This is a genomic window from Amycolatopsis sp. lyj-112, from assembly GCF_046549055.1.
Lineage (GTDB): Bacteria > Actinomycetota > Actinomycetes > Mycobacteriales > Pseudonocardiaceae > Amycolatopsis.
The window spans coordinates 292,529-318,634 of sequence record NZ_JAJPWS010000007.1 but is presented as its reverse complement, the minus strand read 5'-3'; the positions used below and the strand labels follow the sequence as shown (position 1 = coordinate 318,634).

Annotated in this window: 28 protein-coding genes; 18 read left to right on the top strand and 10 right to left on the bottom strand. The window is 68.4% G+C overall.

Annotated features, from left to right (window positions below; genetic code table 11):
* The first annotated feature begins 156 nt into the window (after positions 1-156).
* The 11 genes from ACLJRL_RS24600 to ACLJRL_RS24550 all read left to right on the top strand — a co-directional run bounded on the left by ACLJRL_RS24600 (position 157) and on the right by ACLJRL_RS24550 (position 11,220).
* Entirely contained in the window at positions 157-1,452 is a 1,296-nt protein-coding gene (locus tag ACLJRL_RS24600; RefSeq protein WP_410658610.1) for a histidine kinase, read from the top strand.
* Positions 1,453-1,483: 31 nt separating this feature from the next.
* Entirely contained in the window at positions 1,484-2,329 is an 846-nt protein-coding gene (locus ACLJRL_RS24595) for a S49 family peptidase (protein ID WP_410658609.1), read from the top strand.
* A 196-nt stretch (positions 2,330-2,525) separates the two neighbouring features.
* Positions 2,526-3,962, top strand: a complete 1,437-nt coding sequence (locus ACLJRL_RS24590; RefSeq protein ID WP_410658608.1) for a carbohydrate-binding protein — start codon at positions 2,526-2,528, stop codon at positions 3,960-3,962.
* Between the two features lie 154 nt (positions 3,963-4,116).
* On the top strand, positions 4,117-4,950 hold the full coding sequence (locus ACLJRL_RS24585; protein WP_410658706.1) for a LytR/AlgR family response regulator transcription factor: 834 nt from the start codon (positions 4,117-4,119) through the stop codon (positions 4,948-4,950).
* Positions 4,951-4,968: 18 nt separating this feature from the next.
* On the top strand, positions 4,969-5,493 hold the full coding sequence (locus tag ACLJRL_RS24580) for a hypothetical protein (RefSeq protein WP_410658607.1): 525 nt from the start codon (positions 4,969-4,971) through the stop codon (positions 5,491-5,493).
* Between the two features lie 30 nt (positions 5,494-5,523).
* Positions 5,524-7,314, top strand: a complete 1,791-nt coding sequence (locus ACLJRL_RS24575) for a cation acetate symporter (RefSeq protein ID WP_410658606.1) — start codon at positions 5,524-5,526, stop codon at positions 7,312-7,314.
* A 138-nt stretch (positions 7,315-7,452) separates the two neighbouring features.
* On the top strand, positions 7,453-7,797 hold the full coding sequence (locus ACLJRL_RS24570) for a DUF485 domain-containing protein (RefSeq protein ID WP_410658605.1): 345 nt from the start codon (positions 7,453-7,455) through the stop codon (positions 7,795-7,797).
* The gene (locus tag ACLJRL_RS24565; RefSeq protein WP_410658604.1) at positions 7,794-9,425 is read left to right on the top strand and encodes a cation acetate symporter; all 1,632 of its coding nucleotides are present in this window, start codon (positions 7,794-7,796) and stop codon (positions 9,423-9,425) included. Before ACLJRL_RS24570 ends, ACLJRL_RS24565 begins: the two co-directional genes overlap by 4 nt.
* A 47-nt stretch (positions 9,426-9,472) precedes the next feature.
* Positions 9,473-9,823: a rhodanese-like domain-containing protein gene (locus tag ACLJRL_RS24560; RefSeq protein WP_410658603.1), complete on the top strand. Its 351-nt coding sequence runs from the start codon at positions 9,473-9,475 to the stop codon at positions 9,821-9,823.
* A gap of 44 nt (positions 9,824-9,867) precedes the next feature.
* A complete protein-coding gene (locus ACLJRL_RS24555; RefSeq protein ID WP_410658602.1) occupies positions 9,868-10,797 on the top strand; it encodes a DUF4328 domain-containing protein in 930 nt (309 codons plus the stop codon).
* A 102-nt stretch (positions 10,798-10,899) separates the two neighbouring features.
* Positions 10,900-11,220, top strand: coding sequence for an antibiotic biosynthesis monooxygenase family protein (locus ACLJRL_RS24550; RefSeq protein ID WP_410658601.1), 321 nt, complete (start codon positions 10,900-10,902; stop codon positions 11,218-11,220).
* 144 nt (positions 11,221-11,364) lie between these two features.
* Here the strand turns inward: ACLJRL_RS24550 and ACLJRL_RS24545 are convergent, their stop codons facing one another.
* Both ACLJRL_RS24545 and ACLJRL_RS24540 read right to left on the bottom strand, forming a co-directional pair.
* The gene (locus tag ACLJRL_RS24545; RefSeq protein WP_410658600.1) at positions 11,365-11,841 is read right to left on the bottom strand and encodes a nitroreductase/quinone reductase family protein; all 477 of its coding nucleotides are present in this window, start codon (positions 11,839-11,841) and stop codon (positions 11,365-11,367) included.
* A complete protein-coding gene (locus ACLJRL_RS24540; RefSeq protein WP_410658599.1) occupies positions 11,838-12,617 on the bottom strand; it encodes a glucose 1-dehydrogenase in 780 nt (259 codons plus the stop codon). The genes ACLJRL_RS24545 and ACLJRL_RS24540 overlap by 4 nt, the downstream gene beginning before the upstream one ends.
* A 146-nt stretch (positions 12,618-12,763) precedes the next feature.
* On the opposite strand from ACLJRL_RS24540, the gene ACLJRL_RS24535 reads away from it, so the two are divergent.
* Positions 12,764-13,435 carry a TetR/AcrR family transcriptional regulator gene (locus ACLJRL_RS24535; protein ID WP_410658598.1) on the top strand — a complete coding sequence of 224 codons (672 nt, stop codon included), beginning with the start codon at positions 12,764-12,766 and terminating at the stop codon, positions 13,433-13,435.
* A gap of 91 nt (positions 13,436-13,526) precedes the next feature.
* On the opposite strand, the gene ACLJRL_RS24530 is transcribed toward ACLJRL_RS24535, so the two are convergent.
* The gene (locus tag ACLJRL_RS24530; RefSeq protein ID WP_410658597.1) at positions 13,527-14,708 is read right to left on the bottom strand and encodes a cytochrome P450; all 1,182 of its coding nucleotides are present in this window, start codon (positions 14,706-14,708) and stop codon (positions 13,527-13,529) included.
* Between the two features lie 69 nt (positions 14,709-14,777).
* Positions 14,778-15,005 (bottom strand): hypothetical protein, encoded by a 228-nt coding sequence (locus ACLJRL_RS24525; protein ID WP_410658596.1) that lies wholly within the window; start codon positions 15,003-15,005, stop codon positions 14,778-14,780.
* Between the two features lie 286 nt (positions 15,006-15,291).
* Between ACLJRL_RS24525 and ACLJRL_RS24520 the strand changes: the two genes are divergently transcribed.
* From ACLJRL_RS24520 to ACLJRL_RS24505, 4 genes are all read left to right on the top strand, one after another.
* Positions 15,292-16,176, top strand: a complete 885-nt coding sequence (locus tag ACLJRL_RS24520; protein WP_410658595.1) for a DUF5926 family protein — start codon at positions 15,292-15,294, stop codon at positions 16,174-16,176.
* 84 nt (positions 16,177-16,260) lie between these two features.
* On the top strand, positions 16,261-16,614 hold the full coding sequence (locus ACLJRL_RS24515; RefSeq protein WP_410658594.1) for a DUF952 domain-containing protein: 354 nt from the start codon (positions 16,261-16,263) through the stop codon (positions 16,612-16,614).
* A 212-nt stretch (positions 16,615-16,826) separates the two neighbouring features.
* Positions 16,827-17,339 (top strand): SigE family RNA polymerase sigma factor, encoded by a 513-nt coding sequence (locus ACLJRL_RS24510; RefSeq protein WP_410658705.1) that lies wholly within the window; start codon positions 16,827-16,829, stop codon positions 17,337-17,339.
* Positions 17,336-18,169, top strand: a complete 834-nt coding sequence (locus ACLJRL_RS24505) for a hypothetical protein (protein WP_410658593.1) — start codon at positions 17,336-17,338, stop codon at positions 18,167-18,169. Before ACLJRL_RS24510 ends, ACLJRL_RS24505 begins: the two co-directional genes overlap by 4 nt.
* Before the next feature lie 91 nt (positions 18,170-18,260).
* On the opposite strand, the gene ACLJRL_RS24500 is transcribed toward ACLJRL_RS24505, so the two are convergent.
* The 3 genes from ACLJRL_RS24500 to ACLJRL_RS24490 all read right to left on the bottom strand — a co-directional run bounded on the left by ACLJRL_RS24500 (position 18,261) and on the right by ACLJRL_RS24490 (position 20,988).
* A complete protein-coding gene (locus ACLJRL_RS24500; RefSeq protein ID WP_410658592.1) occupies positions 18,261-18,809 on the bottom strand; it encodes a ferritin in 549 nt (182 codons plus the stop codon).
* A gap of 156 nt (positions 18,810-18,965) precedes the next feature.
* On the bottom strand, positions 18,966-20,177 hold the full coding sequence (locus tag ACLJRL_RS24495) for an arginine deiminase (RefSeq protein ID WP_410658591.1): 1,212 nt from the start codon (positions 20,175-20,177) through the stop codon (positions 18,966-18,968).
* Between the two features lie 13 nt (positions 20,178-20,190).
* Positions 20,191-20,988: a CPBP family intramembrane glutamic endopeptidase gene (locus ACLJRL_RS24490; protein WP_410658590.1), complete on the bottom strand. Its 798-nt coding sequence runs from the start codon at positions 20,986-20,988 to the stop codon at positions 20,191-20,193.
* A gap of 23 nt (positions 20,989-21,011) precedes the next feature.
* Between ACLJRL_RS24490 and ACLJRL_RS24485 the strand changes: the two genes are divergently transcribed.
* Positions 21,012-21,473 (top strand): PPOX class F420-dependent oxidoreductase, encoded by a 462-nt coding sequence (locus ACLJRL_RS24485; protein WP_410658589.1) that lies wholly within the window; start codon positions 21,012-21,014, stop codon positions 21,471-21,473.
* A 21-nt stretch (positions 21,474-21,494) separates the two neighbouring features.
* Here the strand turns inward: ACLJRL_RS24485 and ACLJRL_RS24480 are convergent, their stop codons facing one another.
* The gene (locus ACLJRL_RS24480; RefSeq protein ID WP_410658588.1) at positions 21,495-22,283 is read right to left on the bottom strand and encodes a DUF2470 domain-containing protein; all 789 of its coding nucleotides are present in this window, start codon (positions 22,281-22,283) and stop codon (positions 21,495-21,497) included.
* 116 nt (positions 22,284-22,399) lie between these two features.
* On the opposite strand from ACLJRL_RS24480, the gene ACLJRL_RS24475 reads away from it, so the two are divergent.
* A complete protein-coding gene (locus ACLJRL_RS24475) occupies positions 22,400-23,386 on the top strand; it encodes a hypothetical protein (RefSeq protein WP_410658587.1) in 987 nt (328 codons plus the stop codon).
* Between the two features lie 50 nt (positions 23,387-23,436).
* On the opposite strand, the gene ACLJRL_RS24470 is transcribed toward ACLJRL_RS24475, so the two are convergent.
* Together ACLJRL_RS24470 and ACLJRL_RS24465 are read right to left on the bottom strand one after the other, a co-directional pair.
* Positions 23,437-24,180, bottom strand: a complete 744-nt coding sequence (locus tag ACLJRL_RS24470) for a hypothetical protein (protein WP_410658586.1) — start codon at positions 24,178-24,180, stop codon at positions 23,437-23,439.
* A gap of 11 nt (positions 24,181-24,191) precedes the next feature.
* Positions 24,192-26,009 carry a substrate-binding and vWA domain-containing protein gene (locus tag ACLJRL_RS24465; protein ID WP_410658585.1) on the bottom strand — a complete coding sequence of 606 codons (1,818 nt, stop codon included), beginning with the start codon at positions 26,007-26,009 and terminating at the stop codon, positions 24,192-24,194.
* Positions 26,010-26,106: the final 97 nt, after the last annotated feature.

Below are 26,106 nucleotides of genomic sequence, written 5' to 3'. Positions count from 1 at the left end.
CGGAAGCGATTGCCTGCGCACAGTCTTCCGAGGTCCACCAAGAGTGACCATGGGGAGAACACCCCCGTCTTGGGTAGGGTCGGCCCCACCCTCAGTTGTCACAACTCAACAGAAAGTGGGGAGTAGGCCTTGCACCCGGTTGGTCGAGCGCAGAGCATGGACGCCGTGTCCGGGCTCGATATCGCGCAGATCATCCCTTGGGGTGTCGCGGTGCTTCTCGGGGTCCTCGTGGTGGTGCTGCTGATCAAGCTGCGGCGGCCGGCGAGCATCGTGGAGAACGCGGTACTGCAGGCCGTCCACCGGATGTCGAAGGCGACACCGGACCTCCGTGAAGGCCTCGACGAGCAGGTCGCCGACAAGATCACCAGCCAGCTGCTGGAGATGCTCGACTGCGTCGCCGTCGGCATCACCGACAGCGAGGGCACGCTGCTGTCCTGGGACGGCGAGGCCAACGACCACTACGTCGACCTCGTCGACGCCATCGGCAACGCGATCCGCAAGCATCGCCGCGAGGTCGTCGCGCACGACAAGATGCCGTGCAACCACCGCGGCACCTGCCGGATGCGGACGGCGGTGATCGTGCCGCTGATCGTCGAGGGCGAGACCGAGGCCGCGCTGCTCGTCGTCGGTCGCACGCGCGGGCGGCTGGTGCAGATGGCCGACGCCGTCGCCCAGTTCGTCTGCACCCAGTTCGAGCTGGCGCGGCTGGACGAGTCGAAGAACCAGCTTCAACAGGCCGAGATCAAGGCGCTGCGCGCGCAGATCTCGCCGCACTTCGTCTACAACGCGCTCAACACCATCTCGTCGCTGATCCGGACCGATCCGGAGGAAGCGCGAGAGCTCCTTCAGGACTTCGCGGACTTCACGCGCTACTCGTTCAGGACGTCTGGAATGTTCACTTCGCTCGCCGAAGAACTGCGCAACATCGACCGGTATCTGACCATCGAGAACGCCCGGTTCGGCGGGCGGCTCGAGGTGCGGATGAAGATCGCGCCCGAGGTGCTTTCGGTGGTCGTCCCGTTCCTGATCATCCAGCCGCTGGTGGAGAACGCGGTCAAGCACGGCCTCGCGTCGAAACCGGCGGGCGGCTGCGTCACGGTGATCGCCGAGGACTACGGCGCCGAGGCGCTGATCAGCGTCGAGGACGACGGCATCGGCATGGAGCCCGCGAAGCTCGCGGACCTCCGCAGCCAGCACCGCACGGGCGCGCACGTCGGGCTCGGCAACATCAACCAGCGGATGCAGCAGGTGTTCGGCCGCGACTACGCGCTCATGGTGGAGACCGCCCCCGGCGCCGGCATGAAGGTGACCCTGCGGGTGCCGAAGTTCATGCCCGGCGTGCGGCCGAACCTGCCGGACTTCTCCACCGACGCCACCGCAGTGCCGCCCCAGGGCGGCCCGAACGAATCCAGCGGGGTGAGCGGATCGCGCAGCGGCGTGCTGCCGTCCTGAGCGAGACGCCGAACGTCGGTAGCCTGGCCGTATGAGCGTTGCGGACAAGCTGACCTCCCGTCTCCCGATGATCGGCGACCGGGGTGAGCGCAAAGACGTCGTCGCCGTGGTCAAGCTGCACGGGGTGATCACGCCGACCCCGTCACCGCTGGCCAGGGGGTCGATCAACCTCACCGCCGTCGAATCGGCGCTGACCCGCGCGTTCGGGCACGAGCGGCTGAAGGCCGTGGCGTTGCAGATCAACTCGCCGGGCGGCGCGCCGACGCAGTCGGGACTGATCGCGGAACGGATCCGCCAGCTCGCCGACGAGAAGAACGTGCCGGTCCTGGCCTTCGCCGAGGACGTCGCCGCGTCGGGCGGGTACTGGCTGGCCTGCGCGGCCGACGAGATCTTCGCGCACCGGACGTCGATGGTCGGCTCCATCGGCGTGATCAGCGGCGGGTTCGGGTTCACCGGCCTGCTGGAGCGGTTCGGCATCGAGCGGCGGCTGCACACCGCGGGGGCGAACAAGTCCCGGCTCGACCCGTTCAGCCCGGAGAAGCCGGAAGACGTCGAGTGGCTGAAGAAGATGCACAGCCAGCTCCACGAACTGTTCGTCGACTGGGTCACCGAGCGTCGCGGAGACCGGCTCGCCGAAGCCGAGGACCTGTTCACCGGGGACATCTGGCTCGGCGCCCGCGCGGTCGAACTCGGCCTCATCGACGGCGTCGGCAGCCTTCGCCAGGTGATCACCGAGCGGTACCCGAATGCCGAGATCTCCGTCGCCGAGCCGAAGAAGGCGCTTCTGGCGCGGCTCGGCATCGGCGCTCCCGCCGCGGCGAGCGCGTTGCTGGACGCGGTTCAGCACAAGGCCGCATGGAGCCGCTTCGGTCTCTGACCCTCGTGCCATGAACGGCCCGTTCCTTGCGAAATTTGCAAGGAACGGGCCGTTCATGGCGTTTGGGGGGCAGTCGCGCGCCGGCCGGTTCACCCGATCGGTGGTAGGCACAGGTGGTTCAGACCATGTGTCATATCGGACATACCGCTTTGTTGTGAGCGGCAACAAACCTCGACAATGGTGACGAGGAGGTCCGATGTCCGTTTCCTCTCCACGACGCTGGAAGATCGCGCTCGGCTCGGCGATCGGCGCGGCACTGATCGCGGTCCCCCTGACGATTCCGGCTTCGGCGGCCGTTCCGCCGCCGCCGTCCGGGTGGACCACCGTGTTCACCGACGACTTCACCGGCGCCGCGGGCTCGCTCCCGTCCGGCGCGAACTGGATCATCGACACCGGCCACGCCTATCCCGGCGGCCCGGGCAACTGGGGCACCGGCGAGATCCAGAACTACACCGCCGACCCGGCCAACCTGTCCCACGACGGGGCGGGCAACCTGCGGATCACCCCGCTGCGCGACGGCGCGGGCAACTGGACCTCGGGCCGGGTCGAAACCCAGCGCACCAACTTCAAACCGCCGGCGGGCGGCGCGCTGCGGATCGAAAGCCGCATCCAGATGCCGAACGTCACCGGCGCCGCGGCGCTGGGCTACTGGCCCGCGTTCTGGGCGCTGGGCTCGCCGTATCGCGGCAACTACTGGAACTGGCCCGCCGTCGGCGAGTTCGACATCATGGAGAACGTCAACGGGATCAACAGCGTCTGGGGCGTGCTGCACTGCGGCGTCAACCCCGGCGGCCCGTGCAACGAGACGACCGGCATCGTCGCCAACCGGGCCTGCCCCGGCGCCAGCTGCCAGAGCGCGTTCCACACCTACACCTTCGAATGGGACACGAGCGTCAGCCCCCACGTGTTCCGCTGGATGGTGGACGGCCAGCAGTTCCATTCGGTCAGCCAGAACCAGGTCGACGCCACCACCTGGGCCAACATGACCAACCATGCGGGCTACTTCGTGTTGCTCAACGTCGCCATCGGCGGCGCGTTCCCGAACAACAACTCCGGCACCGTCACGCCGGGCCCGGGAATCGTGCCGGGACGCCCGATGCTGGTCGACTACGTCACCGTCCTGACCCGAGGCGGCGGCACGAACCCGACCACCCCGACGACCCCCACCACACCCACGACACCGACCACCCCGACGACTCCGACGACCGGTAATCCGGGCGGTGGCAGCGCGTACGGCACGATCCAGGCGGAGTCCTACAGCCAGGCCGCCGGGATCGCCAAGCAGGCCACCAGCGACACCGGCGGCGGCCAGAACATCGGCCCCGCGGGCAACGGCGACTGGGCGCTGTATCGAGGCGTCGACTTCGGGACCCAGACCGGCAGGCAGTTCCAGGCGCGGGTCGCGTCCGGGGCGGCGGGCGGGGTGAGCGGCCTCGTCGAAGTCCGGCTAGACAGTCCCACCAGCGCGCCCGTCGGCAGCTTCGCCATCGCCAACACCGGCGGCTGGCAGAACTGGCGGACCGTACCGGCGAACGTCAGCGGGATCACCGGGAAGCACAACGTCTATCTGACCTTCACGAGCGGACAGCCCGCCGACTTCGTGAGCGTCAACTGGTTCACCTTCACACCCTGACCGGGGCGAGAAGGGAAAGGTGTGGCACGGCTAGGCGGTTCGTGTCACCGGAAAAAATGACGGCACCGGCCACCCCGGGCGCGGGGGTGCCGGTGCCGTCCTTTCGTTCGACATTCGTGAAGCGGGCTGGACAAGGAACCCGCAAATGGGCAGTATGCGACTCACTGTGAGTGCTCACGATGACACCCGGAAGCTCATTGTCCTTGCGGTGGACGATGAGCCCAAAGGGCTAGACGAACTGGTCCACTGTCTCCGGAACAGCCCGCACGTCGCCCTGGTCTTCCCGGCGATAGACGCTTCGGAGGCTCTGCGCCTGCTGTCCACCGACGACCCGCGGCTGGGTGATCGCAAGGCCCGTGGCCTGCCGATCGTCGACGCGGTGTTCGCCGACATCGACATGCCCGGCCTGTCCGGGATGGAGATGTCGCGCGTGTTCGCCGCGCTGCGGCCGTCACCGGCGCTGGTGTTCGTGACAGGGCACGCGGAGGAGGCCGTCAACGCCTTCGACCTCGGCGCGCTCGACTACGTACTGAAGCCGTACCAGCAGGATCGCCTCGACCGTGCGATCACTCGCGTGATCGACAAGCTCGCCGCCGCGGCCGCGCCACCGCCCGGTGTCGCCGGGCCGGGGCAGATCAAGAACGACGACGAGGTCATCCCCGTCGAGCTCGCGGGCACGACGAAACTGATCCCGCGCTCCTCGGTCCGCTGGGTGGAGGCGCAGGGCGACTACGCCCGGCTGTTCACCACCGACGGCAGCCATCTGGTCCGCATCCCGCTCGCCCAGCTCGAAGAACGCTGGGAGAAGGCGGGTTTCGTCCGGATCCACCGGTCCTTCCTGGTCGCGCTGCCGCTCATCACCGAGCTGCGGATGGGACAGGGCGGCTACCAGGTCGTCATCGGCAACGAGGAGAAGGTGCTGCCGGTGAGCCGGCGTCACACGCGTGCGCTGAAGGATCGGTTGGTCGGCGCCAACCGCAGCTCTTAGCGTGACCGGCCGCCGCTCATGAGCGAGGAGTACTACCAGCGGGTCAACGGTGTTCGTGAGCCGGACCCGACCTTGGGCAAGGGCAGGCACAAGAAGCCCGCGCCGTCCGACGGCGCCGCCGTCGAGCCGGTGCCGGGCGCGCCGACCGGGCCGAAGCACGAGCAGCCGAAGCCCGAACATCACGCGAAACCCAAGCGGCAGCGGGTGATCCTCGCCGACCCGCGGCAGGCCACCAGCACATTGCGGGCCAGGGTCGAGCTCGAAGAGCAGACCAGCTGGGGAAAGCTGCTGGTCAAGGATCTGGTGAAGATCCAGTTGCGGACGGCGGCCTTGCTGGCGCTGCTGGTGATGGTCACGCTGTGCTCGTTGCCGGTGCTCTTCTATCTGGTCCCGTCATTCGGACGGGTGATGGTGGTCGGCATTCCGTTGCCCTGGTTGATCCTCGGTGTGGCACCTTTTCCGTTCCTGTTCGGCATCGGGCTCTGGTACAACCGGCTGGCCGAACGACACGAACGCGACTTCGTAGACATGATCGAAAACTGATCCGGAGCGGCCCATGCGAGGATTCGTGCCGTGGCGCTGAATCCGTGGGCTGTGGCCGGCATTGTGCTGGTCGCCGTGCTGACCTTCTACCTGGGACATCGCTCCTCGCGGTCGGCCGTCAGCACGCACGATTTCCTCGTCGCCCGCCGCACCGTGCGCTCCCGGCGCAACGCCGCCGCGATCTCCGGTGAGTACCTGTCCGCCGCCTCTTTCATGGGTATCGCGGGCATCGTGCTCAAGGACGGCGCCGACGCGCTGTGGTTCCCGATCGGCTTCACCGCGGGCTATCTCGCGCTGATGCTGTTCGTCGCCGCGCCGCTGCGGCGATCCGGCGCGTACACGCTGCCGGACTTCGTCGAGATGCGGCTGGGATCGACGCTGCTGCGCCGGGTTTCGACGGCGTTCGTGGTGTTCATCGGGATCCTCTACATGGTCCCGCAGCTCCAAGGCGCCGGCCTGACCCTGGCGACGATCCTGCCGGTGCCCGCCTGGGCGGGCGCGATCCTGGTGACCTGTGTGGTCGGGTTCAACGTGATCGCGGGCGGGATGCGCGCGATCACCGTCGTCCAGGCCTTCCAGTACTGGCTGAAGCTGTTCGCCATCGCGGTGCCGACGTTCATCCTGTGCATCGTGTTCCTCGGCGACAACGGCGCGGGCAACGCGCGGCCGCTGGGGCAGCCCGCGCCGCCGACCTTCAGCGAGAACACGACCGTCTCGGTGCAGACCGACGTCACGGTGAAGGTCACCTCGGTGACCGTCCTCGAGGCGTACGGCGAGGTGGAAGGCGCGCGCGCCAACGGTTTCGCGGTGTGGACGCCCGAAGCCCCGCACAAGGTCTCCGAGGGCACGACGCTGAAGTTCACCGCGGGCACGCCGGTCCCGGTGGTCAGCGACGCGCCCGCGTCCAATGCGGACTGGCTGCGGCCGGGGTCGGGCAGTCTCACCGATCTGCTGCAGGTCTACTCGCTGATCCTCGCGACGTTCCTCGGGACGATGGGACTGCCGCACGTCCTGGTCCGCTTCTACACCAACCCGGACGGCAAGGCCGCGCGCCGCACGACGGTGCACGTCCTACTGCTGCTCGGCCTGTTCTACCTGTTCCCGACGCTGCTGGGCGCGCTCTCACGGATGTACGTCCCGGAACTGCTGGTGACCGGGAAGACCGACGCGGCGGTGCTGCGGCTGCCATCCGCGGTCCTGCCCGGGCTGCCGGGCCAGATCCTCGGCGCGGTCACGGCCGCGGGCGCGTTCGCCGCGTTCCTGTCGAGTTCGTCCGGGCTGCTGGTGAGCGTCGCCGGGGTGGTGTCGACCGACGTGCTGCCCGGCCGGGTCCGCGACTTCCGGGTGGCGACGGCGATCGTGGCGCTGATCCCGTTCGGGCTGGCGGTCCTGCTGCCCTCGGAGGACCTTTCGCTCTCGGTGGGCATGTCGTTCGCGCTGGCCGCGTCCACCTTCAGCCCGTTGCTGTTACTCGGGGTGTGGTGGCGAAAACTCAGCTGGCCCGGCGCGCTGGCCGGAATGGTCGTCGGCGGCGGCCTGGTACTGACCGCGCTGGTGGTCAACATCGTCAGCAAGTACACCGGCGGCTGGGCGCCGTGGTTCTCGAACCAGCCCGCGCTGATCACCGTGCCCGCCGCGTTCCTGACCACCTACGTGGTGAGCCGGGCGACCGGTTACGGGCGGCCGGACGACGTCCACGGCGTGATGCTCCGCCTGCACGCGCCCGATCCGCTCGGCTTCATGCGCGACCGCGCCGTCGCCCGGTTCGGGCAGGCCGAAGAGAAGACCCGGACCGCCGGAAAGGGCCGTCACCGGAAGTAGTTCACCCGGTCGGGGTGCGATCCTCTACTCAGAGTCGTACCGTTCACTCAAATGGATTGCTCCCCTCGAGTCCTTTGAGGGGCATGATCTTCCGTGACATCGAAATCACCCCATGGTCGCGGCAGGTGGAGGTCCGACGTGAGTGACACCGAGCAAGACCTCGGGTCAGGTCCGGAATCCGACTGGGAAAAGATTCAGGCAGGTCCTGAATTCACCGAACTGCGGAGAAGGCTCCGGGTATTCGTTTTCCCGGTCTCGGCGGTGTTCCTTCTCTGGTACCTGCTCTACGTGCTCCTCGCCGACTACGCGACCGAGTTCATGAGCACCAAGCTCTTCGGAAACATCAACGTGGGCCTCGTCTTCGGCCTGCTGCAGTTCGTCTCGACGTTCGTGATCACCGGGCTTTATGTCCGGTATGCGAATCGTAAACTGGATCCGCTCGCCGACAAGATCCGGCACGAGGTCGAGGGGACCGAACAGTGACCACGCTGGCGGCAGGCGTCGAAGGCAGCAACCCCGCGCTCAACATCACCATTTTCTCGGTGTTCGTCGCGATCACCCTGGTGATCGTTTTCCGGGCGAGCCGGAATTCGAAGACCGCGTCCGACTACTACGCCGCCGGGCGAGCGTTCACCGGGCCACAGAACGGGATCGCGATCTCGGGCGACTACCTTTCCGCCGCGTCGTTCCTGGGTATCGCCGGCGCGATCGCGATCAACGGTTACGACGGTTTCCTCTATTCGATCGGGTTCCTCGTCGCGTGGCTGGTGGCGTTGCTGCTGGTCGCGGAACTGCTGAGGAACATCGGCAAGTTCACGATGGGTGACGTGCTCGCGTTCCGGATGCGGCAGCGGCCGGTCCGCGCCGCGGCCGCGATCTCCACGCTCGCCGTCTCGTTCTTCTACCTGCTCGCGCAGATGGCGGGCGCGGGCGGGCTGGTGAACCTGCTGCTCGGCATCGAGGGGAACCTCGGCCAGGACCTGGTGATCGCCGTCGTCGGCGTGATCATGATCGTGTACGTGCTGATCGGCGGGATGAAGGGCACCACGTGGGTGCAGATCATCAAGGCCGTCCTGCTGATCGCCGGGACGTTCGCGATGACCCTGTGGGTGCTCGGGAAATACGGCTTCAACCTCTCCAGCCTGTTCCAGGCCGCCGTCGACAAGGGCGGCGCGACCGGTGAAGCACTACTCGGCCCGGGCAAGCAGTACGGGAAGACCGGCACGACCAAACTCGACTTCCTTTCGCTCGGTATCGCGCTGGTGCTCGGCACGGCGGGCCTGCCCCACGTCCTGATGCGCTTCTACACCGTGCCGACCGCGAAGGACGCGCGCCGCTCGGTGGTCTGGGCGATCGCGCTGATCGGCATCTTCTACCTGTTCACACTGGTGCTCGGCTACGGCGCGGGCGCGCTCGTCGGCCCCGAGGTGATCTCGAAGGCGCCGGGGACGACCAACTCCGCGGCGCCGCTGCTGGCGCTCGAACTGGGCGGCCCGGTGCTGCTCGGGTTCATCGCGGCGGTGGCGTTCGCGACGATCCTCGCGGTGGTCGCGGGTCTCACGATCACCGCGTCGGCGTCGTTCGCGCACGACGTCTACGCGAACGTGATCAAGAAGGGCAAGACCGACTCCGACAGCGAGGTCCGCGTCGCGCGGATCACCGCGCTGGTGATCGGGGCGGTCGCGATCGTCGGCGGGATCCTCGCGAAGAACCAGAACGTGGCGTTCCTGGTGGCGCTCGCGTTCGCGGTGGCGGCGTCGGCGAACCTGCCGACCCTCCTCTACTCGCTGTTCTGGAAACGGTTCAACACCCAGGGCGCGGTGTGGAGCATCTACGGCGGGCTGATCGTCTGCGTCGTCCTGATCGTCTTCTCGCCCGCGGTGTCCGGGAAACCGGTCAACCCCGCGACCGGGAAGAGCGCTTCGATGATCCAGGGCGTCGACTTCCACTGGTTCCCGCTCGACAACCCGGGCCTGGTCTCGATCCCCGTGGCGTTCTTCCTCGGCTGGCTCGGCACCGTGCTGTCGAAGGAGCACAACGAGAAGAAGTACGCCGAGATGGAGGTCCGGTCGCTCACCGGTGCGGGCGCGGAAAAGGCGACGCAGCATTGAGTCGTTCTTCACGCGCGCGCAACGGGACGGGATGCGAGGATGGCACGGTGGTGAGCCCTGCTGACATCCCGACCGTTGCCGTGCGTGACCTGCCCAAGGACGGCGTCGCGCTGCTCGACGTCCGCGAGGACGACGAGTGGGCAGCCGGGCACGCCCCGGGCGCCAAGCACATCCCGATGAGTGAACTGCCCGCGCGCGTCGGCGAACTCGACGACCTGCCCGACGATCAGCCGGTGCACGTGATCTGCCGCAGCGGCGGCCGGTCCGCCCGCGCGGCCGCGTGGCTGAACGCGAGCGGCTGGGACGCGGTCAACGTCGCCGGCGGGATGGGTTCGTGGAAGCAGGAAGGGCGCCCGATGGTCGGCGACCATCCCGGCGTCGAACCCGAAGTCCTGTAATCGTGCAGCCAGGCCACTATCCGCCCAGGACGCCGGCGCCGCCCGTGCGCCCGGCGCCGGTCCAGCACCCGCGGGCCCAGCCGGTGCGTCATCGCGTCCGCTGGGTCGCTTCGCCGCCCCCTGGCGCCTGGCCGCAGCGGCGCAAACCGGCGGCCGAGCGCTACGCCGGGCCGCCGTCCTATCCGGTCCCGCCCCGCTGGGGTTTCCCGAACCTGGTCTGGCGCCGCTCGACCGCGGTCCCCGGGACGGCGTCCAGCGAGGTCACGCCCGGCGAACGGCTCCGCGTGATCACCCGCAGCCTGCTGCCGGTGCTGTGGACCTTCGCCGCCCTCGCGCTCGTCGCGTCGGCCGCCGAAACCTGGCGCTACATCCTGCTCGTGCAGAGCCGCGACTCCGCGTTGTCGACGTCCGTCGTCACGGTTTCCGACAGCTTCGTGATCACCGCTGGCCTGCTCACGACGATCCTTTCGCTGCTGCCCTCGGGGCTCGCCGTGTGGTGGCTGCTCGTGGCGCGGCACGCCGCCGCGGACGCCTCCGGCGAGGTCTCGCCGAGGCCGCTGTGGCAGGTGCTGGTGTTCGTGCTGGTGCCGGTGGTGAACCTGCTGCTGGTGCTGCCGATCATCGCCGAGCTCGAACACGCCGTCCTCCGCCGCTCGCGGGGCGACCGCCCGAAGCCGTCGAGGCTCGTGCTGGTCTGGTGGGGCGTCTGGGTGCTGAACTGGCTGCTGCTCGGGCTGGTCGTCGTCTGGCGGTTCCGTGACGGCGTCCAGGCGCTGGCCGACGGCGTCATCCTGGTCGCGCTGACCGACCTCGCCGCGGCCGGGCTCGCGGTGGCGACGGCGCTGCTCGTGCGGCGCATGTCCGGCCTGCTGTCGCCTGTCGCGGAGAAGCGGCTTCGGCACTTTCGCGTGCTGAAGGTGGACGGCGCCCCGGACCCGGAACGCCGCGAACGTCCCGCCGCCTCCGCCCGCTGACCTGTGGAAAGAGAGCAAGGGACCTTTGCTGTCGTCTCGCGGGAAGGTGTAACACAGGTCACTGTTGACCTCCAGTTCGCTGGAGGTTCCAGACTGGCGATCATGAGCGACGACGGCGTCACCTTCATCAATGTCTTCGAGATCCCCGCGGAGGGCGTGGACGATTTCGTCGAAAAGTGGGGCGAGCGCGCGAAGCTCATGCGGGACGCGCCCGGCTTCCGCGATGCCAAGCTCCACCGTGCGCTGCTGCCGGATTCGCGCTTCCAGCTCGTCAACGTCACGCACTACGACAGCAAGGAAGCCTGGGAGGCGGCCGGGAAGAACCAGGTTTTCCAGGCGTCGACCGAACGCGCCGCGGAGACGGCCACCGCCAACGCCGCGCTCTACGAGGTCGTCGTCGAGTACCCTGGCCCGCTGACCTGAGGAAAGAGAGCAAGGGACCTTTGCCGGCTCAGTCCAATCCAGGGTGTAGCCGGGCAGGATGAGCTTCATGTGGCGAAGAGCCGCTCTGGGCCATGACCTACACCCAGTCCCTGGGAGTAGGTTCATCTGTCAAGGATCTCGCGATCACGACCGGCGGCGGAAGCTGATTCGCATCAGCCGGCTGTCGGCCCAGTCTTCGAGCCGTGTCGGTCGGATGGTGCCGGGGTCGTGGGGCTGATTGAGATCCGCGACGATCTCCGCCAGCACGGTCTGACGTTCGTCTGGGGCGGTGACCGGCGTGGCCCGTGCAGGCAGATCTGCACGGATCCCGTTCTTGAGGTGGAACGTGAAAGCAGGATCGGCGAGAAGGTTCGCATGCCAGTCGGTAGCGGCCCCGCCGGCGCCGCTACACAGGTAGGTGGTGCCCGCGGCTCGGTAGAAGAAGATCTCGATGCGGCGTGGTCGGCCGGTGCGGCGCCCCAGCGTCGTGATGTCGATGATCCGTTCTCTGGTGCCCGCGGCAGGTGTGATCTCGATGGCTCGCCGGATGTGATCGGGCAGGTGCGACAAAGACGCGTCCCATGCGGAGTCGTTCCATCCGGTCGTGTCTGGAGTGCTCATGCGGTCTCGGTCTGAAGGGCGGGGCCGAGGAGGAGTCCACCGTCGATGACGTACTCCGACCCCGTGATGAACGACGCGTCTGATGACGTGAGGAACAGGAGAAGCCGGGTGACGTCGGTCGGCTCTCCAAGTCGGGGGATGGCGAACGGCTCGGGTGAGTAGAAGTCGGCGATTGCCGCGGTGGCGCCGGCTGCTGGTTCTTGGATGAAGGCGGTCGCGATCACACCGGGGTGGATGGTGTTCACGCGGATGTGGTCCCGGCCGAGCTCGAGCGCTGCCGTTTGGGTGAGACCGCGCACGGCCCACTTGCTGGCGACGTACGGCGCGTAGTGCGCCGTGCCGCCCAGGCCCATGGTCGAGGCGATGTTGACAATGGCTCCCCCTGTCGCGCGGCGCAGAGCGGGGGCGGCGACCTTGATGCCGAGGAAGGTCCCTGTGAGGTTGATGTCGAGGATGCGCGACCACGTGGCGTGGTCCGTCTTCTCGATCGGCGCTGGCGGGTTCTGGACGCCCGCGTTGTTGACGAGCACGTTCAGGGCGCCGAAGGCGCTCTCAGCGGCTAGCACGGCGGCGGACCACGAGCTCTCGTCGGTGACGTCGAGGCGGGCGAAGCGAGCGCGGGTCCCGAGCTCGGCGGCGAGTGCGGCGCCGCGTTCCGCGTCGATGTCGCCGATCACCACGTTCGCTCCCTCCGCGTGAAAGGCGCGCACGTGGCTCGTTCCCTGGCCGCCGGTCCCACCGGTCACGAGCACGGTCTGGTTGTCGAAGCGGGGCAACAGATGTTCCTTCGGTAGGTGGGTGAAGGACCGGGATCATCGGCGATGAATGGCCGGCCAGTGGTGAGCCAGACGACTCACCATCCCCCCTGACACTAGGTCGGCGGCAGTGGCGAGTCAAGCCACTCACCTCGTATGCTCGGCCCATGAGCAGGGTCGTGACGACGTATCACCAGCGCGTCGCCCAGGAGAAGCGCGCGCTGATCGTGACGGCCGCGACCGCACTGTTCCTCGAGTTGGGCTACGACCGGACGTCGCTGGCGCGGATCGCGGAGCGCTCGGGTGTCTCGCGGGCCACCTTGTTCAAGCAGTTTCCGACCAAAGCCGCCCTGTTCGACGCCATAGTCACCGAGTCCTGGTCAACCGCTGACGAAGAGGATCCTCCGCCGGCAGGCAACGTCGTCGACGGACTCAGCGCGATCGGTCGCCGTTACGCCGAGCTGTTGAGCCGGCCCCAGATGACCGACCTGTTCCGGATCGTCATCGCCGAGCTGCCGCGATTCCCCGAACTCGCCAATGCGCAGTTCTCGCACGGGAAGATGCCCTACTTCGAGTCCGTACGCGGCTACCTGCTAGCCGAGCACGAGGCGGGAACGGTGCGGGTCGAAGACGTGGACCTCGCAGCCACCCAGTTCCTGGGCATGATCTCCAACTACGTCTTCTGGCCGACACTCCTAGTGCCGGGCTGGGAGGTGAGCGCCGAACGCGTCGCTCAGGTGGTCGACGAGGCCGTCTGCACCATCGTCGCCCGGTACGCCGCTTCGCCGACCGCGAATGAACCCCACCGCCCCAAGGGTGTTCGCGAGGCATCCCCGTGAGGACAACGAAGGAGGGAGTGCCGATGTGTTGGCCCAAGACCCGCAGGCCCAGGCCCGCGGCTACACCGTCAAATTGCGAAGAGCCCCTTTGCTATCGCGTGGTGACCGGTAGCGACCGCAGGCCGCGGATCACGAACTCCGGCCTGCGCTCCGGCTCCTCGGCGAGCCTCAGCCCTGGCAGCTTCGTGGTCAGCGCGTTGAGCGCGGCCGCGATCTCCACCCTCGCCAGCGGGGCGCCGACGCAGTAGTGGATGCCCATCCCGAAGCCGAGGTGCGCGTTCGGCGTCCGGCCGATGGCGAGGGTGTCGGGCCGCTCGAACACCTTCGGGTCCCGCGCGGCCGAACCGAGCAGGGCGCCGATCTTCTCGCCCTCGGCGACCCGGAACCCGGCGATCTCGACGTCGGTGGTCGCCGTCCGCTCGAAAAGCTGCAGTGGCGCGTCGTAGCGGATCAGCTCTTCGACGCACGGGTCCAGCAGATCCGGTGACGTCAGCAGCCGGTCCCACTGGTCGCGGTGCGTCAGCAGTGCGTTGACGCCGTTCCCGATGACGTTCACCGTCGCTTCGTGCCCGGCCATCAGCAGCAGGACCGCCGTCGCGACCAGTTCGTCTTCGGTGAGCTCGCTGCGCAGGAGGTCGCTGACAATGTCGTCACCGTCGCCGCCCAGGGCAGAGCTTGCGCGCTGCTTCGCCACCCCGCGCAGGTACTCGACGAACTCGGCCGCGGCGGCTTCGGCGGCGTCGCGCTTGTCCTCGGCGAGGCCGTACTCGTACATCTTCACGATGTGGTTCGACAGGACGACCATCCGGGGCCCGTCTTCGATCGGCACGCCGAGCAGTTCCGCGATGACGGCGACCGGCAGCGGCTGCGCGAGATGTTCGAGCAGGTCGGCCGAGCCGGTCTCGGCGATCTCGGCGGCGAGCTTGTCCACCATGCCGTCCGCCAGTTCGGCGACCCTCGGCCGCAGCCGCTGGACGTGCCCGCGCCCGAACGCGCCGGCGATCACCCGCCGCAGCCGCGTGTGGGCGGGCGGCTCGTTCTCCAGCAGCGAGTTGCGGTGCAGCAGGTTGAACGACGCGAACCGTTCCACCGGTTGCGCGTCCTGCCAGATCCGGCCGAGCCCGCGGTGCCGCAGCACGGCCGACGACGCGGCGTGGGACACCGCCACGGCGATGCCGAGCCCTTCGTGACGATGCACTTCGCCGCGTTCGCGGAGGTCGGCGAAGTACGGATACGGGTTCGCGAGAAAGGCCGGATCGGCGAGGTCGAACACCCGCCGACTGTAGCCCGGCCCGGCCTTGACGGCGCCGCGCCGGGGAGGGCGCCCCGGCGCGGCCGGGAGCTACAGATGCAGCCAGAGTCCCAGGTGCAAGCCCAGAACGTGGATATGCCCGTGGTGATGATGCGGGTGATGGTGGTGGCCGACGCACAGGAGCAGGCAGTGGCGGGACTGCTCGGCCGAGCCGGACTGCGGCGCGGCCGAGGCCGTGCCCGCCGCGGGCCCGGCCAGCAGCAGGCCGAGTGCCACGGGGAACGCGGCCAGCGCGGCCCGGCGTCTGGAGGTGCTCATCTGTAGATCCCTTCTCCGCAGAACGGCGCCAGGTGGCGTCCTCTCGAGTATTCGGTGCGGTGAGGGGAAAACGGCAGGCTGATCACCCGCGGTTAGATCATCCGGATGATGACAACCATTTTCAGTCACGTTTGCGTGGTACACGAATGGCCGCTGAAACCGGCCTATCCGGCTAATTCGGGAGAGGCGGGGTTCACCCGCGATGACGGCCCGGGTTCGGCGGGGGCCTTACGCGGCGCGTCCCCTTCCCGCGATAGCGTTCCGAACCGAGCTTGAGGAGGCTGCAGTGGGCAAGGGTTCGCGCAAGAAGGGTCCCAAGACGACGTCGGATCGCAAGCCGAAGGTGCGCGACGTCTTCGTCGGCCAGCCCTTCGAGGGTTTGGCGGCCGAGACCGAGCTCATCGCGCTGCGCGAGTTCGTCCCCTCGGCGACGGCTTCGCTCACGCTGGCGGGCTCCGGCGAGAAGGTCACCCTCGGCACGGTGCTGCCGATGGCGGCGGCCGCGTTCGTCCGGTCCGACGGCGAGCGGTACGTCGGGATGCAGGTCCAGACCCGGTCCTCGGACATCAGCCGCGACCTCGGCCGCTCGCTGCAGTGGGTGCTGGACGCCAAGGAGGGCGACGTCCTGTCCGTGCCGGACACCACGACGCCGCCCACCGCGGACGAGAAGGCCCGCCTGCAGGACCTGCTGGACACGGACGTCGAACTCGACGCCACCCTGTACAACGACTTCGCCTGGTGGCTGCCCGAGGACGCGGACGCGAGCGGCGACGTCGCGCTGTCCCTGGAGCGCGCGAACGCGGCGATCATGCCGACCGAGCGCCTCGGTGCCGGCGCGTACTGGGTGCTCGCCGGCGAGAAGGCGCACCTGCGCTGGGTCCGCCCCGAGCCGGAGAACCTGCTGCTGCAAGCGCTTGCGCGGCTGTCCGCCGCCGGTGAGCTGGGCCTCGGCGAGGGCTCGCGCTACGCCGGTTCGTTCCGTGCGCACGGGCTGCTCGTCCCGGTGTGGGACCTCGACCCCGAGGCGCATGCTCGCGAGTGGGCCGACGCGAAGGAGCAGCTCGGAGTCCGCCTCGACGCCGCGCTGAAGTCGCTCGACACCGAGCCGCTCAACGCCACCGAGCGCCGCTCCCGCGACGGCCTGATCGGCCGTCAGCTCACCATCCGCTGATCCCCCTCGCGTTTCGTCCTCTGGTTGCGGTAGTTGCACGCGCAACCACCGCAACCAGAGGACGAATTGCGCGAGGATGGTCGCGTGATCCTCCATATTTGCACGAAGAGCGAGTGGGCCGAAGTGCCCGAAGGCGGCGTCTACACGGCCGCGTCCCTCGACTCCGACGGCTTCATCCACTGCTCGGACCCGGGCACCGCGCATATCCCGGCCAACGCCGTCTTCGCCGGCCGCACCGACCTCGTGCTGCTGGAGATCGACCCGGCTCGCGTCGGCGCGCCGGTCGTCTGGGAGGACGGCGACCCGCCGCATCCAGCCGGAATCCAGTTCCCGCACCTCTACGGGCCCATCCCGAGTAACGCCGTGATCGCCGTGCACGAATTCCCTGTTCGGGGGGACGGTACGTTCAGAATTCCCGACTCCTTGTCGAGACGTTGAGGCAGGCAACTCCTCACCCATACGGGCGTCTCTCGAACTGAGTTCGCGGCACGAGACAACCTGCGGGGGTGGCCATGCGTTTGAGGAGAGGCGAGCAAGGCACGCCTGGCCGAGTGACCGTGGGAGGAGGCGATACGGTGACCGCTGCCGCGACGGTCCTGTCGGGGACGGACGTCTGGGTGTCCGGCGAGACCCGAGGGAGGGCCGAGTCCGTGCCGGGCGAACTCGCAGACTTCGGTGACTTCGTGCAGGCCAGCCTGCCGGGTCTGCTGAGGTACGGCCACGCCCTCACCGGTAACCCGCACGACGCCGCCGACCTGGTCCAGACCGTCCTGGAGAAGATCGGCGCCCGCTGGTCCTACGTCCAGCACAAGACCGGCGACCCGATGGCCTACATCCGCCGTTCGATGGCCAACGCGCACGTCAGCCGGTGGCGCCGGACCAAGCGGGAGAGCCTGGTCGCCGACCTTCCGGACACCGAGCCGTACAGTCCTGCCGACCCGTTCGAGCACGAGCCGCTGTGGCTGGCGTTACGTGCGCTGCCGCCGAGGCAACGGGCGGTGATGGTCCTGCGTTATTACGAGGGGCTGTCCGAAGCCGAGATCGCGGACTCGCTCGGTATCAGTCAGGGCACCGTCAAAAGTCAGGCGAGCAAGGCGATCGGATCGCTGCGAACGAAGCTCGCGCTACTCGAGCCAAAGGGTGAAGGGAGTGAAGCGGGATGAACATGTCCGAGGAGGACGTGCAGCGACAGCTGCGCGACCTGTTCTCCGATGAGCGGCTCGGTGTGCGATCCACGCTGAATCCCGAGACGATCGTGGCGGGCGCCCGTCGCCGCCGTCGTCGCCGCCAGCTGATGCAGACGACGACCGGGATGGCGGCCGCGGTGGTCATGCTGGGCGGCGGGCTCACGGTCTTTTCGATCCACGACAAGGACAACGGCGCGGTCATCTCCGCCGACGAGCTCAGCCTGGGGGCGTCCGCGAGCAGCCAGATACGGCCGGCCCCCGGGAGCCAGGTGCCGGCACCGGTGTCGTCGTCGGTGCAGACGAGTCAGATCCCCGACGCGCCTCCGTCGACCATCTCCGGTGGCGGGCCTGCGAAGCCGCCGAAGACAACTTCGGCCGCGAAGCCGCCTCCGCAGGGCAAGGTAACGACGGGCGTGCTTCTGAACGCCTCGAACTTCGGGAAGTTACGCCTCGGCATGTCGGCGGACGAGGCTCAGGCGGCGGGCGTCGCGCTCGAGAAGGACAGTGCCACCGAGACCTGCGCCTGGTACACCGTGCGGAGCCCGGCGCTGGCCAGTGTCGTCGTGTCCCAGGCCTCGGGTGTGGAGCTGATCAGCCCGGCCGGGCAGGCGCACACCCCGGAGGGAATCGGCACCGGGTCGACCGAGGCCGAGGTCAAGGCCGCCTATCCGGGGGCGACCAAAGAGGCCCAGTACCTGTACACCGCGCCGACCGGGCCGGTGAGCGCCTACCTGATCTTCATCGACAACAAGGGCGTGGTCGACAACCTGCAGATCTCCCACGTCAACAGGTCCTGCTCGGCCTGACCAAGTCCCGCACAGACGGAAAACCCGGGCTTCTCAGGGGGAGAAAGCCCGGGTTTCTCTGTGTGTGTGGTGGGAGCGGTGGATCAGTGCGTCAGAGCGATCCACCCGCGACCGGGGGCATCCCCGAGTCGGCGCCGCCGTCACCGATGGACTCGCGGTGCAGGTGGTTCTCCACCTCGAACAGGTTGCCGTTCGCGCGCTTGACGATGTTGAGCAGCGTGGACATCTGGGAGATCTCTTCGACCTGCTCCTTGAGGAACCACTGCGTGAACTGCTCGCCGATGTAGTCCTCTTCGGCGCGGGCGGCCTTGGCCAGCTGCTGGATGTCGGTCGCGACATCCTTCTCCTGCTGCAGCGCGAGCTCGATGAGCTCGGTGACGTCGGAGAAGGTGTTGCGCACGTCGCCGGTGCCGGGGATCTCGACGTGGTGGTCGGTGTCCAGCATGTACTGGATCAGCGCCATCGCGTGATTGCGTTCCTCGACGGACTGCTTGTAGAAGTGCTTCGCGAGCTGCGGCAGGTCCTCGGCGTCGAACCAGACCGCCAGCGCGATGTACTGCTGGGAGGCGTTGAACTCGTTGTGGATCTGCGCCTGCAGCAGTTCGTAGAACTTCGAGCGCGGTTGCTTCTTGAGGGCCATGCGTTCGACGATACGTCAATGCCTATTCGATTTCCACTTTTACCTGGTGATCTACCCCCTATTAGGTTACCATTCCCAATAATAGGTTCACCTCAATTAAGTAAGCCTTCCCTCATCAATTCCGGGTGATGAGGGAAGGCTTACTTAATTTCTGTATCAGATGCTTTCGCGCCGGACGGGGCACGACATGCAGCGCGGGCCGCCGCGGCCGGAGCCCAGCTCGGAGCCGGTGATGGCCAGTACCTCGATACCGGCTTCCTCCAGGCGGGCGTTGGTTTCGACATTACGCTCATAGCCGACGACGACGCCGGGAGCGAGCGCGAGAGTGTTGTTCCCGTCGTCCCATTGCTCGCGTTCCGCGGTGATCGGGTCGAGTCCGGTGTCGATGACGCGGAGCCGTTCGATTCCCATTGCTTCGGCGGCCGCGGTGAGGAATGGCGCCGGGCCCTCGACCTTCATCGAACCGTCGTCGGTGGGCCGCATGGTGAATGCGGTCAGCGAATCGCGGGAAAGCGGGTACATCACGACGGCGTCGGCCGCGACCATCGTGCAGACGGTGTCCAGGTGCATGGTCGCGCGGGTCTGCTGGATCGGCACGGCGAGCACGGTGTGCGCGATCCCGTCGGCGAACACCGAACGCGCCAGCGACTCCGCGCCGGCCGCGGTGGTGCGCTCGCCGACACCGATGGCCAGGACCCCGGGCGAGAGCAGCATGACGTCGCCGCCCTCGATCGGCGCCGAATGCGCGCCGTACGCGCGCGCCGCGTGGCGGAACCACGGGTGGTAGGCGTAGATGAGGTCCAGTACCGCTGTCTCGCGGACCCGGGCGGGCATGGTGAGCGAGGAGACCGCGACACGGTTGCCGATCCACGCCGACGAGTCGCGGGTGAACAGCAGGTTCGGCAGCGGGTCGACGGCGAAGTCGTTCGGATGGTTCATCAGCCGGACGAGGGAGGCGCCCTCCGCGGCGGGGAGTTCCTCGAAGGTCATCCCGGCCATCAGGGCCTCGGCCAGCACCTCGGGGGTGACGCTCGACAGGTGCGAGCGCAGCGAATCGGCAAGGTCGATCCCGAGCCGCCGTTCGTCCACCGCGGCATGCACGCCGGCGGCATGGGCGCGGGTGTCCGAGAGCGCCGTACGCAGCGCGTCGGCCAGCAGCAGGACGTCGACACCGCGGCCGCGCAGCACCTCGGCGAACGCGTCGTGTTCCTCCTGCGCGCGGTCCACCCAGGGGATGGAATCGAACAGGAGCTGGTCGTTGTTGCGAGGCGTGAGCCTTTTGAGCTCGTTGCCGGGCCTGTGCAGGAGCACCGCGCGCAGGGGGCCGACTTCGCTGTCAACTCGGGGTGGAGTCGTCTCGTCAATCACCAGTTCACCCTAGCTAGGGAAGCCAGGAAACTCGCCCCTTGAGCAGCGCATATCCGACGAAAGAAACGAAGTCGAGGGCGGTGTGCGCGGCGATCAGGGGCCAGAGCCGGTTCGTCTTCTGCCACAGCCTGCCGAACACCAGGCCCATCACGACGTTGCCGACGAACCCGCCGAAACCCTGATACAGGTGATACGACCCGCGCAGCACCGACGAGGCGAGCAGCGACGTGTTCTCGCGCAGCCCGAGCTGCCGCAGCCGGGTCAGCAGATACGCGACGACGAGCACCTCCTCGGCGAACGCGTTGCCGAACGCCGAGAGCGTCAGGGTGATCGGGCGCCACCAGGTCTCGCCCAAAGTGGACGGTTGCACCGACAGGCTGAACCCGAGGCTGTAGGACAGGAAGTACAGGCCCAGCCCCGGGATCCCGATCGTCGCGGCGAGCAGGAGGCCGAGCCCGACGTCACGGCCCGGGCGGCCGCGGTCCAGCCCGATCTGCGCGAGCTTCATCCCGCCGCGCCACAGCAGGTACAGCCCGAGCGCGCCCCAGCCGATCAGCTGTCCCGCGCTCAGCACCTGCTTGAGCAGGTCGACGAGGCCCAGGGTCGCCTGGGGAACGTTGAGCTGGGCCTGTTGCTGCGCCAGCGGAACCGGCTGCAGCAGCGAGTCCACAAGGGACAGCAGGCTGCGCAGCCCGGACAGGCCGAGGGTGATCCCGAAGACGACGACGAGTTCGATGACGATCGCGCGGCGGCGCGCCGGATCTTCGATGAACTCCGGCGACGCCGGACGTTCGGGACGCAGCCAGCTCATCCCGCACAAGCTACCGTCGAAGCATGCCAAGGAGCATCGCGACCAACGAAACCGTCGACCGTGCCGCGCTCGTCGAGTTCCTGTCCACTCGCCACCGCGCGATCCTGATGACCACGAAGGCCGACGGCGGCCCGCAGCTGTCCCCGGTGACCTGCGGGGTCGACGGCGAAGGACGGCTGGTCATCTCGACGTATCCGAAGCGCGCGAAGGTCACCAACGTGCGACGCGAGCCGAAGGTTTCGGCTTGCATCCTGTCCGACGAGTGGAACGACCAGTGGGTGCAGCTCAACGGCGTCGCCGAAGTGCTCGACATCCCCGACTCGGTCGAGCCGCTGGTCGAGTACTACCGCGGCATCGCGGGCGAGCACTCCGATTGGGACGAGTACCGCGAAGCGATGGTGAAGCAGGGCAAGAGCATCATCCGCGTCACCCTCGAATCGTGGGGTCCGGTCGCCAAGGGCGGCTTCCCGGCGGAACTCGCCTAAGGCTCATTCAAATACGGGGCCTCATTCGAACGAGTAAGGGCAGCCGATCAGACGGCGGATCTCGCCGGCGAGCTGCTGCGGCCCTTCGACCGGACGTGAGAACGCGAGCCGGACGTCGTGGTCACCGGAGTCGGCCTCGACGCGCAACCGCAGGCCGTAGCGGTCCAGGCCCAGCGGCCTGATCCGCCCGCCGCGCAGGTCGGCGGGCACATGCCGGGCGAGCTGCTGGACGACGTCCGCGTGGTCGCTCTCCAGATGCCGCAGCCACTGGGCTTCGTAGTCGTGGAACGGGTCCGGCGGCGCGGCGCTGAACATATGCGGCCGGAGCGAGTGGGTGCCCTCGGCGTCCGCGAGCACCAGCGACGCCGGGGTCAGCCGCAGCAGGGTCACGCCGTGCCCGACGTCGAGCAGCCGCTCGTCCGGCCGGGTCTCGGCGATGGAGACCGCGCGGGCGCGCGCTGAGACGGCGGAGAGCGGGCGAAGCCAGCCGGTGATCCACAGCAGCCCGCGGATGGGTTCGCGCAGCTCGACCGGCGCCTGATCGGTCAGCTCGACCATCACCGCGAGCTCGCCGCGCTGGGCCTCGTGTGCCCGTTTCACCAGGTGGTGCTCGTCCGGCAGCAGGATGCTGACGCTGCCGCTCGTGTGCACGTGGTGCAGCACGGGGATGACACGGCCGTACTGTCCTGGCTGGTCACGCTGCTCGGCTGTCGGCATCAACGTCGCCGGCCCGTTGCGGGTGGCGATCGTTTTCGCGCGCTCGGCGGGGTTCGGCGCCGGCGGGCGGCGGATGGACGTCGGTGTGGTCACGGCTCACCTCCTAAGTTAGGTGAGCCTAACCTGATTTACGCGCCCAGTGGAAGTAGCCTGGATCACGTCTCACCTGACGGCTATAGGTTGACCAGGTGGAAGACCGAAGAATCCCAGTGTTCGAACCACCCGAAGGGGTTCCGGCCAAGAACATGCCGGTCCTGGTGGCCACACTCGACCGTTCGGCCGCGACCGCCGGCACCCTGGCCTTCGCCACCGCGCTGCTCGTCGTACTGGGCGTGGTGCTGCTGGTCAACGGACGGCACGGGATCGCGGCACCGGTCTTCCTCCTCGCTTATATGACACCGATTTCGCTCTTCTACGGCATCCTCACGATTGCCGGATCCTTGTCGATGCGGAAGCTGGTGGACAAGCCGTTCCGACTGGTGAACGGGCTGGACGGCGCCGTCGTCGCCGGTTCGCGGGTGAGCGTGCCGCTGGACGGACGGTGGCTGGTCGTGCGGCAGCCCGCCCCGAACCGGGCGCAACTCGCGGCCCAGCGAAGGCTGTGGGTGCTGGGCCCGTTCGTCCTGCTCCCCGGTGTCCTCGTCCCCCGGCGCGGCTCGTTCCGCGATACCCCGCCGAAGGGCTCGACACCCTTCGCCGCCGAGCCGGTGTCGCCGGGACGCCTGGTCTCACTGCAACGCCGGCTGCTGGCGTCGTATTACGTCCTCGGCGCCGGGCTCGCCTTGGCAGCCGGCGCCTTCTCGGTCTGGGTGGCCGTCGATTTCCCGGACCGCGGCTCCACCCTCGTCCCGAACGCAGGGGTCCTCGCGGTCCTTTGTGGACTGGCGACGCTCGGGCTCGCCGTCGCCGCGCTCGTGGTGGCCAGGCCGGTTCCCGAACCAGTGTGGACCGAACTGTTCGTCGTGTCCGGGCCCGCGTCGGTCAACCTCTTCGGCATGGTCACCGTGAAGGGGCGGACCGTCCTGCCCGGCGGCCGCGAGGTCTCGGTACGCGCCGGCGGCTCGGACCCGTCTCTGGCCGCGGACATCGCCGCGACCGGTCGGCTGTGGGTGCTCGGCGTACCGGTGGCCGGGAAGACGGCGAAGGCCGGAGTGCCTGGTCACGCGGTATCCGGCCCGGTCAAGTTCGGCAGGTGAAGCGTGGACGTGTCGTGAGTGATTTGGGTCGTTAGAACGACCCAAATCACTCACGACCAGCTGGAGCGCCGCGTCGCCTCTTCGGTCTCGACGACACCACGCCGGATGCCTTCCAGCTGTTCGCTCAGCTCACCGATCGTCCGGGTGTCGACCAGCGAATCGCCGGTGGCGGCCGACAGTTCGGCCGCCCTGGCGACCAGGCCGTCGAGCCCGAGCGCGCCCGATTGCAGCTGTGCCAGCAGTTTCCGCTGTGCGCTCGTCAGCCGCGCATGCACGTCTTCCTGAGTCTGCACGGATTCGAGCGACTGCAGCAGGTCGCCGCGGATGTCGTCGTCGGCGGTCTTCAGCGCCTTCCGCAGCCGGGCCTTCTCGGCGGCGACCGCGGCGAGGTTCACCCGCGCCAGCGCCTTCCCGGTGGCCGTCGTGCGCCCTGCCAGCCGCCGGAGCGTGTCGACCGTCTCCGACACCACCGGCTCCATGTCGGCCACCCGGTCGGCGAGCGGGCCGGCGTCGAGCGAGCCGGAGATCGACTCGAACCCCTCGGCCGCGGCCTCCGCGCGCCGCAGCCAGCCCGCTTCGGGAGAGCCCGCTGCGACGTCCAGTGGCTGTTTCTCCTCGGGTTCGGCCTCGGGTTTCGGCCGGGTGGCGGCGGCGATCCCGGCGCGCGCGGCGAGCACGGCCGCGCCGACGCCCACCGCGGCGAGCACCGGCAGTTGCACCGCCCAGGCCGCACCCGCCGAAGTCGCCGCGAGGAGCAATCCCCACGGTTCGGCTAGCTCACGGACGAAGCGCATATCCGAGGATCTCAGAAATTCGAGATCACGGCGGTGAAGACCTGGTCGATCGAGTCCGGTTTGGACGAGTCGTACCCCACGCCCTGGGTCGTCTCGGCGATCTCCTTGAGGATGTCGAAGTCGGCGTCGGAGCCGTAGGCGATGGTGAACATCCGCACCGCCTCACCGCCACCTTCGCTCCGCAACTGCCCGACGAGGTTGGGCAGATCGATCCCGCCGGGATCCTCGTTCCGGCCGTCGGTGAGCACGACGACGGCGTTGATCGCGTTCGGATCCAGCCGCTGCTTCATGAATTCGTAGGCCGCGAGCGAGGAGTCGTAGAGCCCGGTCCCGTTCTGCGGGGTCAGCCCGTTCAGCCGCGACGCCAGTTCCTGCCTGCCCGGCTCCCCGCCGATCGGGGTCACGGCCCGGAGTTCCCTGAAGTCCTTGTCCCCGTCCAGCCGCGTCGAGAACATCCACAGCCCGACCTTGTCCGCGTCGCTGAACTGCGGCAACGACGCCACGGCCGCCTGTTTCGCGAGATCCATCTTGTTCTTGCCGGTCCCGCTGACGCCGTCGCCCATCGAACCGGAGACGTCGACGACCAGCAGCACGTTCGCCTTCTTCCGCAGGTCCTTCCACGACTTCAGCACCTCGGTCAGCACCGGCGGGCTCGGCGGGCGGATCAGGTTGAGCTTCGCGTCGGGCTGAGCACCGTTCTGCGCGGTGGTCTGCGAGCCGGGTTTCCCGTCGAACGTGCGGAAGCCGATGTCGCTGAACTTCTGCTGCGCCTCGGGACCGCGCAGATGCGCCAGGAAGTCCGCCGCGACCTGCTTGTGGACGTCGTCGGCCCAGTTCAGCACGGTGAACGGGTGATCGGAGTTGAGCGTGCCGTCGCTGGGGTAGATCCCGACGAGCGGCACCTTCGGCGGAGCGTGCTGCCCGCGCTTCACCGGGTCGTTCGTGGGGTTGCCCTGGTTGTAGCCGACGAGCGAGTTCTCCTCGACCGTCACCGCGGAGATGTACGACAGCGCCGCGCCGCGATCGTCGGCCTTCTGGAGGTTCGTCAGGAACGTCAGCGTGTTGTCGCCGTAGTGGACGATGGCCTGCTCGACGTTCTGCACGAACGTCCGCGCCTCCGGCTTCGCGAGCGCGGCCGCGGTGAGGTCCGACGAGGTCCCGGTCGCCGCGTAGTAGGCGCCGATCGTGGCGTTGAGGCCGGACGTCGAGATGTTCGGGTTCGTCTTGCCGAGCCGGAACCTGCCCCACTCCGGATGGCCGTACTTCGCCCAGCCCTGCGGATCCGTGGCGAGCGCGGCGAGATCCTTCCAGCCGATGCCCTTGCCCGGCCAGCCGAGCGCCTCGGCCATCGGCTTCGGCATCGCGACCACCAAGGGCGCGTTCGCGACCGATTCCGAGTCCCCTTCCGGCACCAGCGCGGGATGGTCGGTGCCGGCGAGGTTCTGGCGCAGCAGGTTCACCCAGCCGGACGCGGCGGGCGTCCAGACGTCCGGCCGTGGCCCGTCCACCGCCTCGTTCCAGCCGCGCGCGAGCGCCTGCATCGCGGTCCCCGACGACTTCGACTGCACCAGGACGTCGACGCAGCGCCCGGCGACCGTGCGGCCGCTGTAGCCCTGGGCGATCTCGGCGACCACCCCGGCCTTCTCGGGTGACGACGAGATCTGCAGCTTGACGGCGTCGCCGGTGGTGCATTTCGCCGCCACGGCGTCTTCGCCGGAATCGCTGGTGATGGCACGCAAGCCGATGATCAGGCCGATGGCGACCACCGCCGCGGCCACGAACGCCAGGACCTTGCGGCCGCCACGGGACGGGCCGGGATTCACGACCATGGAGAGCTCCAATCGGTCTGAACACCGATTATCCGGAGGTTTCGCCCGGACCGGTCCCGCATGGGTCCTGCGTTGCCGAACCGTTGCGGCGGTGGCG

Coding starts and splice junctions, on each gene's coding strand:
- ACLJRL_RS24590 (WP_410658608.1), top strand. CDS start 2,526: ATGTCCGTTTCCTCTCCACGACGCTGGAAGATCGCGCTCGGCTCGGCG.
- ACLJRL_RS24535 (WP_410658598.1), top strand. CDS start 12,764: ATGAGCAGGGTCGTGACGACGTATCACCAGCGCGTCGCCCAGGAGAAG.
- ACLJRL_RS24470 (WP_410658586.1), bottom strand. CDS start 24,180: ATGCGCTTCGTCCGTGAGCTAGCCGAACCGTGGGGATTGCTCCTCGCG.
- ACLJRL_RS24545 (WP_410658600.1), bottom strand. CDS start 11,841: ATGAGCACTCCAGACACGACCGGATGGAACGACTCCGCATGGGACGCG.
- ACLJRL_RS24465 (WP_410658585.1), bottom strand. CDS start 26,009: ATGGTCGTGAATCCCGGCCCGTCCCGTGGCGGCCGCAAGGTCCTGGCG.
- ACLJRL_RS24585 (WP_410658706.1), top strand. CDS start 4,117: ATGCGACTCACTGTGAGTGCTCACGATGACACCCGGAAGCTCATTGTC.
- ACLJRL_RS24595 (WP_410658609.1), top strand. CDS start 1,484: ATGAGCGTTGCGGACAAGCTGACCTCCCGTCTCCCGATGATCGGCGAC.
- ACLJRL_RS24550 (WP_410658601.1), top strand. CDS start 10,900: ATGAGCGACGACGGCGTCACCTTCATCAATGTCTTCGAGATCCCCGCG.
- ACLJRL_RS24600 (WP_410658610.1), top strand. CDS start 157: ATGGACGCCGTGTCCGGGCTCGATATCGCGCAGATCATCCCTTGGGGT.
- ACLJRL_RS24500 (WP_410658592.1), bottom strand. CDS start 18,809: ATGGCCCTCAAGAAGCAACCGCGCTCGAAGTTCTACGAACTGCTGCAG.
- ACLJRL_RS24490 (WP_410658590.1), bottom strand. CDS start 20,988: ATGAGCTGGCTGCGTCCCGAACGTCCGGCGTCGCCGGAGTTCATCGAA.
- ACLJRL_RS24580 (WP_410658607.1), top strand. CDS start 4,969: ATGAGCGAGGAGTACTACCAGCGGGTCAACGGTGTTCGTGAGCCGGAC.
- ACLJRL_RS24525 (WP_410658596.1), bottom strand. CDS start 15,005: ATGAGCACCTCCAGACGCCGGGCCGCGCTGGCCGCGTTCCCCGTGGCA.
- ACLJRL_RS24505 (WP_410658593.1), top strand. CDS start 17,336: ATGAACATGTCCGAGGAGGACGTGCAGCGACAGCTGCGCGACCTGTTC.
- ACLJRL_RS24485 (WP_410658589.1), top strand. CDS start 21,012: ATGCCAAGGAGCATCGCGACCAACGAAACCGTCGACCGTGCCGCGCTC.